This window comes from Streptomyces sp. CB02980 (genome assembly GCF_014451325.2).
Taxonomy (GTDB): Bacteria; Actinomycetota; Actinomycetes; order Streptomycetales; family Streptomycetaceae; genus Streptomyces.
This window is the reverse complement of the sequence record NZ_JACSCH020000009.1, coordinates 222,340-235,448: the sequence shown is the minus strand read 5'-3', so window position 1 is coordinate 235,448 and position 13,109 is coordinate 222,340. Positions and strand designations below refer to the sequence as shown.

12 protein-coding genes are annotated in these 13,109 nt (G+C 74.0%); 5 read left to right on the top strand and 7 right to left on the bottom strand.

What is annotated here, in order from left to right:
- Positions 1 to 192 precede the first annotated feature (192 nt).
- On the top strand, positions 193 to 900 hold the full coding sequence (locus tag E0F75_RS20825) for a GntR family transcriptional regulator (RefSeq protein ID WP_187624042.1): 708 nt from the start codon (positions 193 to 195) through the stop codon (positions 898 to 900).
- On the opposite strand, the gene E0F75_RS20820 is transcribed toward E0F75_RS20825, so the two are convergent.
- A complete protein-coding gene (locus tag E0F75_RS20820; protein ID WP_229312764.1) occupies positions 897 to 2,096 on the bottom strand; it encodes a hypothetical protein in 1,200 nt (399 codons plus the stop codon). The genes E0F75_RS20825 and E0F75_RS20820 overlap by 4 nt on opposite strands.
- Positions 2,097 to 2,143: 47 nt before the next feature.
- On the bottom strand, positions 2,144 to 3,076 hold the full coding sequence (locus tag E0F75_RS20815) for a 5-dehydro-4-deoxyglucarate dehydratase (RefSeq protein ID WP_187624041.1): 933 nt from the start codon (positions 3,074 to 3,076) through the stop codon (positions 2,144 to 2,146).
- Between the two features lie 261 nt (positions 3,077 to 3,337).
- Between E0F75_RS20815 and E0F75_RS20810 the strand changes: the two genes are divergently transcribed.
- Both E0F75_RS20810 and E0F75_RS20805 read left to right on the top strand, forming a co-directional pair.
- Positions 3,338 to 4,147, top strand: a complete 810-nt coding sequence (locus tag E0F75_RS20810; RefSeq protein ID WP_187624040.1) for an NAD(P)-dependent oxidoreductase — start codon at positions 3,338 to 3,340, stop codon at positions 4,145 to 4,147.
- A gap of 20 nt (positions 4,148 to 4,167) precedes the next feature.
- On the top strand, positions 4,168 to 4,926 hold the full coding sequence (locus tag E0F75_RS20805) for an SDR family oxidoreductase (RefSeq protein WP_187624039.1): 759 nt from the start codon (positions 4,168 to 4,170) through the stop codon (positions 4,924 to 4,926).
- 309 nt (positions 4,927 to 5,235) lie between these two features.
- On the opposite strand, the gene E0F75_RS20800 is transcribed toward E0F75_RS20805, so the two are convergent.
- Positions 5,236 to 6,171: an AraC family transcriptional regulator gene (locus tag E0F75_RS20800; RefSeq protein ID WP_187624038.1), complete on the bottom strand. Its 936-nt coding sequence runs from the start codon at positions 6,169 to 6,171 to the stop codon at positions 5,236 to 5,238.
- 148 nt (positions 6,172 to 6,319) lie between these two features.
- On the opposite strand from E0F75_RS20800, the gene E0F75_RS20795 reads away from it, so the two are divergent.
- Together E0F75_RS20795 and E0F75_RS20790 are read left to right on the top strand one after the other, a co-directional pair.
- Entirely contained in the window at positions 6,320 to 6,559 is a 240-nt protein-coding gene (locus E0F75_RS20795; RefSeq protein WP_187624140.1) for a hypothetical protein, read from the top strand.
- A 36-nt stretch (positions 6,560 to 6,595) separates the two neighbouring features.
- Complete coding sequence (locus E0F75_RS20790; RefSeq protein WP_187624037.1) at positions 6,596 to 7,834, top strand: TerD family protein; 1,239 nt, start codon at positions 6,596 to 6,598, stop codon at positions 7,832 to 7,834.
- Positions 7,835 to 7,851: 17 nt separating this feature from the next.
- Here the strand turns inward: E0F75_RS20790 and E0F75_RS20785 are convergent, their stop codons facing one another.
- The 4 genes from E0F75_RS20785 to E0F75_RS20770 form a co-directional block, all read right to left on the bottom strand.
- Positions 7,852 to 8,871, bottom strand: coding sequence for a 1-aminocyclopropane-1-carboxylate deaminase (locus E0F75_RS20785; RefSeq protein WP_187624036.1), 1,020 nt, complete (start codon positions 8,869 to 8,871; stop codon positions 7,852 to 7,854).
- A gap of 116 nt (positions 8,872 to 8,987) precedes the next feature.
- A complete protein-coding gene (locus E0F75_RS20780; RefSeq protein ID WP_187624035.1) occupies positions 8,988 to 9,731 on the bottom strand; it encodes a GntR family transcriptional regulator in 744 nt (247 codons plus the stop codon).
- Between the two features lie 66 nt (positions 9,732 to 9,797).
- Positions 9,798 to 11,246, bottom strand: coding sequence for an alkaline phosphatase PhoX (locus E0F75_RS20775; RefSeq protein WP_187624034.1), 1,449 nt, complete (start codon positions 11,244 to 11,246; stop codon positions 9,798 to 9,800).
- A 271-nt stretch (positions 11,247 to 11,517) separates the two neighbouring features.
- Positions 11,518 to 12,978 carry a hypothetical protein gene (locus tag E0F75_RS20770; protein ID WP_187624033.1) on the bottom strand — a complete coding sequence of 487 codons (1,461 nt, stop codon included), beginning with the start codon at positions 12,976 to 12,978 and terminating at the stop codon, positions 11,518 to 11,520.
- Between the last annotated feature and the right edge of the window lie 131 nt (positions 12,979 to 13,109).

The window sequence follows — 13,109 nt, the reverse complement described above, 5'->3', positions numbered from 1 at the left end:
CGTACGGCTCGAAGGGGGCCATGGCCAAATCTCCCCTGGTGAGCGCGGTGCGGCGCCAAGGTAGCTGGTATACCGAATACCAGGCAACGGTTTGCGGGGGCCGAGTTTCCCGGGCCGGGGCGGACGGTTCCCCCGGGAACGGGTCTGCGAAGATCGAAGGAGCACGACATCCACCCGACTGGAGCCGCCCCCATGACCGTCCACCGCCCCGCCGCCCGCGGCACCGCCATCGGGGACAGCCACCAGTCCCTGCGGGAGCGGGTCTATGTGGAGCTGCGCGAGCGGATCATCGAGGCCGAGTACCCGGCGGGCATGCGGCTCGTGGAGCGCGAGATCGCCGACGAGCTGCGGGTCTCCCGGGTGCCGGTGCGCGAGGCGATGCAGCGTCTGGAGTCGGAGGGCTTCCTCTCGGTGCAGCCGCGCCGGGGCTCGGTGGTGGCGGACTTCGGCCCGGCGGACGCCGAGTACCTCTTCGACGTACGGGAGAACCTGGAGGGCCTGGCCGCGCGGCTCGCCGCCCGGCACGCCACCCCCGCTCAGCTGCGGGACCTGGAGCGGCTGTTGGCGCGGGCCAGGAAGGCGGCGGAGTCCGGACGGCTCCGCGAGGCCGTCTCCCTCAACGCCGACTTCCACCGGCAGATCGTCGAACTCTCCGGCAACCCGCTCCTGGTGGACCTGATGGCCCCGCTCGACTCCCGGCTGCGGCGGCTCTTCCGGCTCACCTCGGCGCAGTCGGACGGCGAGCCGATGTGCGGGGCCCACGAGCGGCTCTACGAGGCCGTCCGCGACCGCGACGAGGACGGCGCGGAGGCGCTGGCCCGCACCCACGTCGCGGACACCCGCGCCTCCGCCGCCCGCCTGCTGGCGGCGGCCCCGGGGGAGCCGGAGCCGGCGCCCTAGAGGGTGCCCCGAGGGGTGTCCGGCCCGATCGGCAGGACACCCGCCCGGCGCCCCGGGAGTCTCTGGCCCAGCTTCCGCAGGGCCGTCCGGACGGCGGCCAGGTCCTCGTCCGGGGCCAGCCCTGCGTGGTAGAGCCGCAGTTCGGTGGCGCCCGCCTCGCGGGCCCGCTCGGCCGCGTCGGCCAGCCGGTCGGGCGCGCCGCCCATGCCGGTGACGACGGACAGGTTCGCCGCGAGGACGGTGTCCACGCGCGCGTGGGCCGCGAATTCCGCGACCCGGTGCGGCCGGGCGACCACCCCGTCCGCGAGACCGAGGACGTGCGCCGGGTCGGTGCCGGTGTCGGCGCCGCAGCGGTACGGGGCGGGGTCGGCGTGCAGCAGGACCCGGAAGCCGGGCGGGGCCGCGGCCCGTACGGCGGCCACGGCGGCCTCCTGGAAGGTGCGGGCGGTCCCGGCGCGCCAGGTCCCGGCCGCGGCCTCCAGGGCGCCGAGCCCGCCCGGCGGACCCGATCCGGCCCATACCGGCTCAAGGGCGCCCCGCACGGCGGCGGCCAGCTCGTCGGGATCGGCGCCCTCGCCTCCGTACCCCTCCCGGCAGGAGGGGCAGAAGCAGAGCGACATCAGGTACTGCTCGCGCTCGCCGAGGGCGACGCCGCCGGTCTTGTCGTGGGCGTGGAGATGCGCGAGGCCGTACCAGCCGCAGGACTCCAGCTCGGTGCCGGCGGCGCCCGGCCGTACGGCGGCCTCGGCGGCCAGGTCCACGAGCAGGGCGCGGACCTCGGGGCGGGCGACGCAGGGCGCCCAGGGGTAGCGGTCGCCGTAGGCGTTGACGACGGAGGTCTCCGGATGTTCGGCGCCGAGCCGGGAGTTGTGGGCGAGCACGACCCAGCTGTGCACCTCGAGGCCGGTGGGCGCGAGGGCCTCGGCGGCCCGCCCGAAGGCGTCGCCGGGGGCCCACTCCCCCGCCGGGTACGGGCGGAGCGGCCGGCCGGCCCAGCGGTCCGGGTCCGGCGGGTAGAGCACCGCGGCGTGCTCGGCGGTGACGATCCGGTGGGCGGGGTGACGGGGGGTCAGTGCCCGGGTGGAGTGGTAGGCGGCGGCGAGGGTGACCTGCGCGAGGCCGAGCTCGGCGAGCAGTCCGGGCGCGGCGGGATCGCCGTCGACGTCCCAGGGGTAGACGAAGGCACCGGCGCGCATGCCACCGCCACCGGTCCCGGCGGTCCCGGCGACCGCCGCGTCCCCGCTCACGCGCCGAGCTCCTTCAGGGCGGCCCGTCCCTGCTCGACGAGCAGCATGAGGGCGTCGACGTGCTCGGGCGCGGGCTCGCTCAGCGGCGGCCGTACGTGTCCCACGTCCAGGCCTCCCCGCCGTACCGCGGCCTTGACGAGCGAGACGGCGTATCCCCGGCCCTGGGCGCGGAGTTCGACGAGCGGCCGGTAGAAGTCGTCGACGAGCCGGTTCACGGTGGTGTCGTCGCCGGTGGTGAGCGCGCGGTGGAAGGCGAGGGCGATGTCGGGGGCGAAGCAGAAGACGGCGGAGGAGTAGAGGGTGACGCCGATGCCCCGGTAGGCGGGGCCGGTGAGTTCGGCGGTCGGCAGGCCGTTGAAGTAGAGCAGGTCGAGGCCCTCGGCGCGGACGGCGCTGACGATCCGCTGCATCAGGTCGAGGTCGCCGAGGCCGTCCTTGAGGCCGATGATCCCGTCGGTACGGGCGAGGGCGACGGCGGTGGCGGGGGTGAGGATCGCGTTGTCGCGCTGGTAGACGATGACGTCGAGCGAGGTCGCGGCGGCGAGTTCGGTGTAGTGGCGGAGCAGTCCGGCCTGGTCGGCGACGACGAGGTACGGCGGCATGGCGAGGAGCCCGTCGGCGCCGGCCTCTTCGGCGAGCCGGGCGTACTGGACGGCGAGGGCGGTGCCGTAGCCGGCGCCCGCGACGACGGGGACGCGGCCGGCGGTCTCCTCGACGGCGGCGGCGACGCAGTCCCGGAACTCCTCGGGGGTGAGGGCGTGGAATTCGCCGGTGCCGCAGCAGGCGAACACGGCGGCGGCGCCCGCGTCGACGCCCGCGCGCACATGGGCGCGGAAGGTGTCGAGGTCGACGGAGCCGTCCGGCGCGAAGGCGGTGACGGGAAAGAACAGCAGGCCGTCGAGCCGGCCGGCGAGCGGGGCAGTGGTCACGGTCGCTCCCAGGGAAGTCCGTCGTGCAGGGCCATCTCGTGCACAGTTATGACTGTCATCCATATTCTTGAACGCTGACGCCTCGCACGCTAGAACAGTGCGGAAGGGCCGGTCAAGGAGAGAACGCGCCCTGTCGCACACTCTTGACGCTCCGTCGGGCCGCTCCCTAGCGTGTCCACGGTTGTGAATGCCACTCAGGTGAATGCCACGGGTGCGCGGAGGGACATCACCGCGTGCCGCTCGACGGAGGAGATCCGCTCCATGGCCGTACCCCGCACCGTCCTGCTCACCGGCGCCGCCGGAGGCGTCGGCACGCTGATGCGGGAGCTGCTGCCCCCGTACGGCTACGAGCTCCGCCTCCTGGACGTCGCCCCCGTGCCGGGGGCGCCGGACGCGATCGTCGCCGACCTCGCGGACCGCGCTGCGCTGCGCGAGGCGGTCCGGGGCGTCGACGCGATCGTGCACCTGGCGGGCATCTCCCTGGAGTCGACCTTCGACAAGATCATGGCCGCCAACATCGCCGGGACGTACCACCTCTACGAGGCCGCCCGCGAGGAGGGCGTCCCGCGCGTGGTGTTCGCCTCCAGCAACCACGCCGTCGGCTTCACCCGGCAGCCGCGCGAGGGCGACCCGCTCGTGCCGGTCGGCACCCCGCACCGCCCCGACACCTTCTACGGCCTGTCCAAGTGCTTCGGCGAGGACCTGGCCCAGCTCTACTGGGACCTGCACGGCGTCGAGACCGTCTCGGTCCGCATCGGCTCCTGCTTCCCCGAGCCCACCTCGGTCCGGATGCTGTCGATGTGGCTCAGCCCGGCCGACTGCGCCCGTCTCCTGCACGCCGCGCTCACCGCCGAGGAGGTGGCCCACACGGTCGTCTACGGCTCGTCCGCCAACACGCGCGCGTGGTGGGACCTCTCCTCGGCCCGGGCGCTCGGCTTCGCCCCCCGGGACGACTCGGAGGTCTACGCGGAGAAGCTCATCGCCGACAAGGGCTTCCCCCCGGAGGACAGCGCCGACGCCCTCTACCTGGGCGGCCACTTCTGCGTGACCCCGCCCCGGTGGCCGCACTGAACGACGACAGGAGCATCCCCATGGACCACCGTCCGCTCGCCCTCGTGACCGGCGTCGGCCGTACGGTCGGCATCGGCGCGGGCATCGCCGACCGCCTCGCGGAGTCCGGCTGGGACATCGCGTTCACGTACTGGACCCCGTACGACCGGCGCATGGAGTGGGGCGAGGAGCGGGGCGCGGCCGCGGCCGTCACCCGGCGGCTCGCCGCGCGGGGCGCCGCCTGCACGGCCGTCGAGGCCGACCTCGCCGACACCGAGGCGCCCGGGCGCGTCTTCGACACGGCCGAGGAGCGGCTCGGGCGCCCGGTCACGGCCCTCGTCATGTGCCACTGCGAGTCGGTCGACTCCGGGCTCCTCGACACCACCGTCGAGAGCTTCGACCGTCATTTCGCGGTCAACGCGCGCGCGTCCTGGCTGCTGATCCGGGAGTACGGCCGGCGTTTCGCCGGCCCTCCGGGGACCGGCCGCGTCGTCGCCCTGACGAGCGACCACACCGTGGGGAACCTCCCGTACGGGGCGAGCAAGGGCGCTCTCGACCGCATCACGCTGGCCGCCGCGCGCGAGCTCGCACACCTCGGGGTCACCGCCAACGTCGTCAATCCGGGTCCGGTGGACACCGGCTGGATGACGGAGCCGCTCCGGGAGGAGCTGGCGCGGCAGACGCCGCTCGGCCGCCTCGGCACCCCCCGGGACACCGCGCACCTGGTCGACTTCCTCTGCTCGCCCGAAGGGCAGTGGATCAACGGGCAGCTGCTGATGAGCAACGGAGGGCTCGCGTGAGAGTCCCGGCGTGAGCGGCGGGAGCCGCGGAGGCGGGCAGGAGGGATACGCAGGACCCGGCCGGACTGATACGGGGGAGCCGGCCGGGGCCCGGGTCACGGCGCACACGCTGGCGGCCGGACCTGCTCACCGTAGGCCCGGATGAAGATCATCGCGAGCCGCGGAACGCGACCTCTGTCCGGAATGCGCGGTGGGTTGAAGCGTGGAACCCCGCCGGTCAGCGAATTACGCGCCCCCTTGCGCGCCCCGGCGCACGCCGGACCTCTGCCGACCGGCGCACGGCCCCCGGCGCGGGTGCGGACGACACCCTCAGCGGCACCCGCGCAAGGTCTCCGACGGCGACTCGCCGAACTTCGCCCGGTAGCGCGCCGCGAAGCGGCCCTGATGGGCGAAGCCCCAGCGCCAGGCCACCTCGCTCACGCCCACCTCGTCCGGCGCGGCCGCCCGCAGCTCCTCGCGGACCCGGTCGAGGCGGACCTCCCGTACGTACGCCATCGGCGACATCCCCACGTACTCGCGGAACGACTCCTGCAGGCGGCGCACGCTCACCCGGGCCAGGGCGGCCAGCTCGGTGGTCGTGAAGGGATGCTCGGGCCGCTCCCGCACCGCGTCCATCACCCGCTTGACCGGGGCCGGCCGCCGCGGCTCCCCCGGATGCGCGAGCGCCTCGCGCCAGGGGTGCTCGGCGGCCAGGAGCAGCCCGTTGAGCAGCGCCTCCTGCAAGGGGCGTGCCACCAGCTCGTGCCGGGCGAGGCCCTCGCCCGCGAGCGCCTCCGCGGCGACCTGGCGGGCGAAGCGCACCCAGCTCAGACCGGGTCCGCGGGTGATGTCCAGGCCGGGCGCGAAGACCAGCGGGCCCCGGGGCGGGCGGCCGGTCAGCGCCTCCAGGCGGTCGCGCAGCTCGGCCGCCCCGACCTTCACCGACAGGGTCCGGCAGTCCCCGGTCCAGCGGTCGAGGAAGGTGTCGCCCGCCGGGTCGAGCAGCAGGGCCTCGGTCTCCGTCGCGACGATCGGGGCCCCGCCCTGGCGCATCTCCATCCGCCCGCTGAGCGGCGCGTTCAGGTGGTACGCGCCCAGCTCCCCGAAGCTCATCCGCACATCGGCCCCGCAGCTCAGGTCGCCGATGACGAGCGGGCCGAGCACGACCGTGTCGAAGCGCGCCGCGAAGGGGCGCCGCTCACGGTCGACGAGGTCCATCCGGTTCGCGTAGTAGCGGGCGTCGAGCTCGACGCGCGCCTCGTCCACGTCCTGTGTCCGAAAACAGTTCCCGTCGACCGTGCCCACAGCGCCCCCCGCCCCCGCCGGTTCCACCGGCCCCTCCGCCCCCACTGCACCCATGGGTCGAAAGAATATTCATATGACGGATCTGACCGGGAACGGCAGGATGCCCGGCATGCCACGACCTCATGGATTCACGTACGAACAGCGCCGGGACGGCTCGGTGGTCCTCACCCACCTGGGCCGGGCCGCGGGCGTGCTGCGCGGTGCCCGCGCGGAGAAGTTCCTCGCCGAGGTCGGGTCGGGCGACGCCCAGCTCGTCATGGCCCGGTGGACGGGCTCGTACCGCTTCGGCAACGAGCGGCAGGCCAGGAACCACCCCCGTAATCAAGGTGGCCGAACCGGCCGAGGGTAAGGGAACGGCAAAGGCGCCCGGATCGTTAGCCCTGGCATGACCGCTATGACCCCCGGCTCGAACATCCCCCTCACCGTCGCTCGCGTGGCGGTGGACGTCGCCGCCCCGGTGCGGCTCGACGTCTCGGGCCTGCTGCTCGGCGCCAACGGCAAGGTGCGCTCGGACGACGACTTCATCTTCTACAACCAGCCGTCCGGCCCCGGTGTCACCTACCGCTCCGGCGGCGGTGCCGCCCCCGACGCGATCCTGGTGGACACCGGCGCCGTCCCGGCCGGCATCGAGAGGATCGTCGTCACCGCGAGCCCCGACGCCGCCGGCCAGACCTTCCAGGGCATCGAGCCCACCGCCACCCTTCGCAACGCGGACGACGGCACCGTCCTCGCCACCTTCACCCCGCCGCAGCTGGCCAACGAGACGGCGCTCGTCGTCGTCGAGATCTATCTGCGCAACGGCGCGTGGAAGGCCCGCGCCGTCGGCCAGGGCTATGCGAACGGCCTGGCGGGCATCGCGACCGACTTCGGCGTCTCGGTGGACGACGAGCCCGCCGCCGCCCCGGCCGCGCCCGCCGCCGTCGCCCCGCCCGCCCCCGTCGCCCCGCCGGTGGCGCCCCCGGTCCCGCCGGCGCCGCCCGTCGCCCCGGTGGACCCCCGGATCGCGGCCGCCACGCCGTCCGCTCCCGCGGCCCCCGCCCCCTCGGGCAAGATCAACCTCGACAAGGGCCGGGTCAGCCTCCAGAAGAACCAGACGGTGTCCCTGGTCAAGGGCGGCCGTCCGCTGCTCTCCCAGGTCAAGATGGGCCTCGGCTGGGAGCCCGCGTACCGGGGCAAGGACATCGACCTGGACGCCTCCGTCATCGCGTACGGGGCACAGCGCAACCACCTGGACAGCTGCTACTTCGGCAAGCTGTCCATCCTCAACGGCTCGGTGAAGCACTCCGGCGACAACCTCACCGGTGAGGGCGCGGGCGACGACGAGGTGATCGTCGTCGACCTCGGCCGGCTGCCCGCCGATGCGACCGGTCTGGTCTTCACGGTGAACTCGTTCTCCGGCCAGAAGTTCACCGAGGTCGCCAAGGCCTACTGCCGGCTGATCGACGCGGCGACGGGCGAGGAGCTGGTCCGCTTCGACCTGACCACCGCCGAGCCGCAGACCGGCGTGATGATGGCCAAGCTGATCAAGCAGTTCACCGGCGAGTGGGAGATGACGGCGATGGGCGAGTTCGTGAAGTCGCGGACCGTCCGGGGCATGGTGAAGCCGGCCGCCCAGGCACTCTGAGCGGCCGGGTCCCCGGTTCAGAACAGGGCGCTGTACGCGTTGAGGGCGGGCTGGCCGCCGAGGTGGGCGTAGAGCACGGTCGAGTCCCGGCCGATCTCCCCCCGGTCCACCAGATCGATCAGTCCCGCCATCGACTTCCCCTCGTACACGGGGTCGGTGATCATGCCCTCGGTGCGGGCGGCGAGCCTCATCGCGTCGAGCGTCGCCTCGTCCGGGATGCCGTACACCCCGGCGTGGTAGCGCTCGTCCAGCTCGACGTCGGCCGCCGTCACCGGGCGCTCGACGCCGAGGAGGACGGCGGTGTCCCGGGCGATCCGGGTGATCTGCTCGTGCGTCGGAACGGGCTTCGCGGAGGCGTCGACGCCGATGATCCGGCGGGCCGGTCCGCCCTCCTCCTCGGCGAGCGCGGCGAAGCCCGCGACCATGCCGGCCTGGGTGGAGCCGGTCACCGAGCAGACGACCACCGTGTCGAAGAAGACGCCGAGATCGCGCTCCTGCTCCGCCACCTCGTACGCCCAGTTCGCGAAGCCGAGCCCGCCGAGCCGGTGGTCGGAGGCGCCCGCCGGGATCGCGTACGGCGTCCCGCCGCTCTCCTCGACCTCCCTCAGGGCCAGCTCCCAGCTCTCCTTGAAGCCGATCCCGAAGCCCGCCTTCACCAGGCGTACGTCGGCGCCCGCGAGGCGGCTGATCAGGATGTTGCCGACCTTGTCGTAGACGGAGTCGGGCCAGTCGACCCAACTCTCCTGGACGAGGACGCAGCGCAGCCCGGCGCGGGCGGCGACGGCGGCGACCTGACGGGTGTGGTTGGACTGGACGCCGCCGATGGAGACGAGGGTGTCGCAGCCCTGGGCGAGGGCGTCGGCGACCAGGTACTCCAGCTTGCGGGTCTTGTTCCCGCCGTACGCCACACCGGAGTTGCAGTCCTCGCGCTTGGCCCAGAGGGTGGCGCCGCCGAGGTGGTGGGTGAGCCGTTCCAGGGGATGGACCGGCGAGGGCCCGAAGAGGAGCGGGTAGCGGTCGAAGTCGGTGATCGGCAATGCGGCTCCCGGTGAGTGACGGCTGCTGGTCGACGTTCCTGGACGCGGGGACGGGTGCGGCCGGACGCGAGGACGGCCTCGCGGGCCGGGCACGGGACGGACGTGGGACAGGCTCGTTACGGAGCCGCGGACCCGGGCGCCGTGAGGGACCCGGGCGCCGTGGGGGCCGTGGGGGCCCCGGGCGCCGGAATGCCCGTCACCTCCGCCACCTCGATGGCGTCGTCCGCGAGCTGCTCAAGGGCCGCCCAGATCTCCGTGGTGACCCGTACCGCCTCCCCCGCGTCCCCCGCCGCGCACGCGTCGATGAGCCGCGCGTGCAGCTCGGCCGAGCCGCAGCTCCCGGCGTCGCCGAAGAGACGCCGCTCGACACGGCGGATCAGGGGGGTGTACCGCGCGATCGTGGCGGCGGCGGCATGGTTGCCGCTGGCGACGACGAGGACCTGGTGCAGCTCGTCGTCGGCGTGGAGGGCGGCCTCGACGTCGGAGGCGCGGACGGCCGCGGCGAAGCGCTCGTTGGCCTCGCGCATGGCCCGGATGCCCTCCGGCCCCAGCAGGGGTACCCCGGTCCTGGCGGCGAGTTCGTGCATCACCCGGACCACCGAGGCGGCGTCCCGGACGACCCGGCTGACCGGCCGGGTGACCCGCGTGTAGCTCTGCGGCTTGGACTCGACGAGCCCCTCGTCGCCGAGCCGGGCCAGGGCCTCGCGCACGGGTGCGCGCGAGAGTCCCAGCCGGTCGGCGAGGTCGGCGTCCTTGAGCGGAGCGCCGGGGGCGAGGTCGCCGCGCACGATGGCCTCGCGCAGCGCCTCGTAGGCCCGGTCGCGCAGCAGGGTCCGGCCCACGGGCCGTAATGCGTCCATGGACTGACATGTTAAATGTCAGTCCATGGAGCTGACCAGAGGTCAGAAGTGAAGGCCGGGTGAGGGTCAGCGGCGCGGCTGGCGGCGCCACGGGCCGGTGATCGCCACCATGATGCCCGGGTCCTGGATGTTGGCGAACAGCGTGTCACCGTCGGGCGAGAAGGTCACGCCGGTGAACTCGCTGCCGTTGAGGTCGTTGCGGGCGATCGGGTAGGTGCGGCCCGAGTCGGTGGCGCCGAAGAGGTGCTGGACGCCCTCGCCGTCCTCGGCGATGACGAGCCCGCCGTACGGGGAGACGGTGATGTTGTCGGGGCCGTCGTAGGCGCCGTCCACGTCCGGGGCGGCGTTCACGCCGAGCAGCACCTTGAGGGTGACGGTGCGGCGCTTGGGGTCGTAGAACCAGACCTGGCCGTCGTGCGCGGCGCCGGGGCTCTCCTCGCGCGCGTAGGAGGAGACGACGTACGCGCCGCCGTCGGCCCACCACATGCCCTCCAGCTTGCGGGCGCGGGTGACCTGGCCGTCCGTGAACTGCTTGCGGACGGAGACGGTGCGGCCGTCACGGTCCGGGACGTCGACCCAGTCCACGCCGTAGACGGTGCCGATCCGGCTCGCCCGGGAGAGGTCGTCCACGAAGCGGCCCGCGGAGTCGATGCACTTGGCGGCCTGGAGCACACCTGCGTCGTCGGCGAGGGTACGGAGCTTGCCGCGGCCGTGCTCGAAGCCCCTCGGCGGCACCCAGCGGAAGAGCAGCCCGTTGGGGTTGGAGGCGTCCTCGGTGAGGTAGGCGTGGCCGCGCTTGGGGTCGATGACGACGGCCTCGTGGTCGTACCGGCCGAAGGCCTTCACCGGCTTGGGGGCGCGGTTGGCGCGGCGGTCGCGCGGGTCGACCTCGAAGATGTACCCGTGGTCCTTGGTCATGCCGTTGACGCCGGCGCGGTCCGAGTTCTCCTCGCCCGTCAGCCAGGTGCCCCAGGCGGTGCTGCCGCCCGCGCAGTTGGTGGAGGTGCCGGCGATGCCGACCCACTCGGCGACGGTGCCGTCCCGGTGCACCTCGACGACCGTGCAGCCGCCGGCCGCGGCCGGGTCGTAGACCAGCCCCTCGGTGAGCGGGACCGGGTGGTCCCACTTGTCGCGGGTGCCCTTGAGCTCGTGGTTGTTGACCAGGTACGTGGTGCCGCGCGGTCCGGCGAAGGCGGCGGTGCCGTCGTGGTTGGAGGGCGTGAACTCGCCGGACTCCAGCCGGGTCACACCGCTGTGGGTGATGACGCGGTACGAGAACCCGGCGGGCAGGGCGAGCATCCCCTCGGGGTCGGCGACGAGCTCTCCGTACCCGAGCCGGTGGCCGTGACCGTGCCCATGACCGTGGTCGTGGCCGTGACCGGCTCCGTACGTCTCCAGGTCGTCGGAGGCGAGGGCCTCGGGCGCGGTGGCGAGAGCGCCGACGACACCGGTGAGGGCGAGGCCCGCACCGGCGACGGCGGACTGCTTCGTGAACTCTCTGCGGTTGAGGGGCATGTGTGGCGTTCTCCCTGTGCTGGCCCGGATGTCGCGGGCCACCCTCCCGCGCCGCAACGAACACCGCCTGAACGCCACGGGAACACCGCCGGGCGCACAGCCCGGCGCCCCGGCCACGGCCACCCGGCCGACGCGACCCCCGCCGCCCGGCCGACGCGGCCCCGGCCGTCCGGCAGCCCGGACCACGGTCGTCCGGCAGCCCCGGCCACGCCCGCCCGGCGCGCCCGGCCCACCGGTCCCCCGCGGTCGGCTCCCCGTCCGTTCCGCGCCGCTACGACCCCGACCCCGCCCGCGACCGGGCCTTGAAGGCCGCCTTGCGGGCCTCCTTCGCCGCGCTCTTGTCGCGGTGCAGACGCCCCATCGCCTCCAGGACCTCCGCGGTCGCCGGGTGCTCCACCCGCCAGGCCGCCTCGAAGAAGCCGCTGTGGCGCCCCGTGAGCCCCTCGATCAGCTCCTGGAGCTCCTCCAGGTCGCCTTCCGCGTCGAGCTGGGCCGCGATCGTGTCGATCGCCAGCCAGAAGATCATCGACTCCGGCGGCGCGGGCACGTCCGCCGCGCCCCGCTCCGCGAGCCAGACCCGCGCGAGGCCGCCGAGTTCCGCATCGTCCAGGACCTCCCGTACCGCGGGCTCCGCCTCCGCGCCCACCAGGGACAGCGTCTGCTGGCAGTGGAGGCGGCGCAGCGGCGAGCCGGCGTCCGAGCCGCGCGCGGCGTGCAGCAGCTCGCGGGCGGCGGTGAGCGCGTCGCGGCCGGTCAGCCAGGCGGCGGTCTCCTCGCGGGCGGCGGCCTCCGGGTAGCCGGAGATCCCGTCGAGCAGCGCGTCGGCGCCCTTGCCGGCGAGGTCGCCGACGGCGGGGGCGTCCACGCCGGCGTCCAGCATCCGGGCCCGGACGCCGTAGAGACCGAGCTCGGTGAGCCGGACCATGCCGTACCGGGTGACGTCTTCGTCGTCGATGGGCGGCGCGGGCTCCTCGCCCTCCTCTGCCATCAGCGCCTCGTCGACGGGCTGGTACTCGACGAGCCCGATCGGTTCGAGCAGCCGGAACTGCTCGTCGAGCCGCATCATCGCGTCCGAGACCTGCTCCAGGACGTCGTCGGTCGGTTCGCCCATGTCGTCGGGGACCACCATCGACGCGGCGAGCGCGGGCAGCGGCACCGGGCCCTCACCGGGCCCGCCCTCGCTGACGGTGAGCAGGTAGAGGTTGCCGAGGACGCCCTCGAGGAACTCGGCCTCGATCTCGGGGTCCCAGTCGAGCGACTCGATGTCGATCTCGCCGTCCTCGCCGACGATCTCGTCCAGGTCGTCGAGGACCGGGGCGACGGCGTCGGCGAAGACCGCGTCGAAGCCGTCCAGCCAGAGCGCGAGGACGTCCTGGGGCGAACCGGCCGTGACGACCGCGAGGTTGTCACCGGCCGAGGCCCGCCCGGGGGCGTCACCCGCCTCGTCCTCCTCGCCGTCCTCGACGTTCACCAGGCCGGTGTCGACGGCGAGGCGCCAGGCGTCGCCCGCCGAGATCTCGCCGTCCTCGTCGTCGGTGAGGCCCAGGACCTCGACGGCCTCGGGAAGTTGCTCGTCGACGAGCTCGCCGCCCGCGTCGACCCGGGTGTCGGGTCCGGCCCAGCGGGCGAGCCGTACCGCGTTCGCGAGGAGAGGGGCCGCCAGCGCGTCCCGCGCCAGCTCCGCGTCCGCACGCAGCCGAACGGGGGGAAGGGTGGGGTGCTCCGCTGACATCTGGGGGGTCTCCTCGACGCGTCCGTGGGTGAAGGGTGGCGGGTGAAGGCGTGAAAGGGGCTCGGAGACGGGCTCGGAGCGCGGCTCTCAGCGTAGACGCATCCGGGGGGCCGTCCGTCGGTTCATGTGTC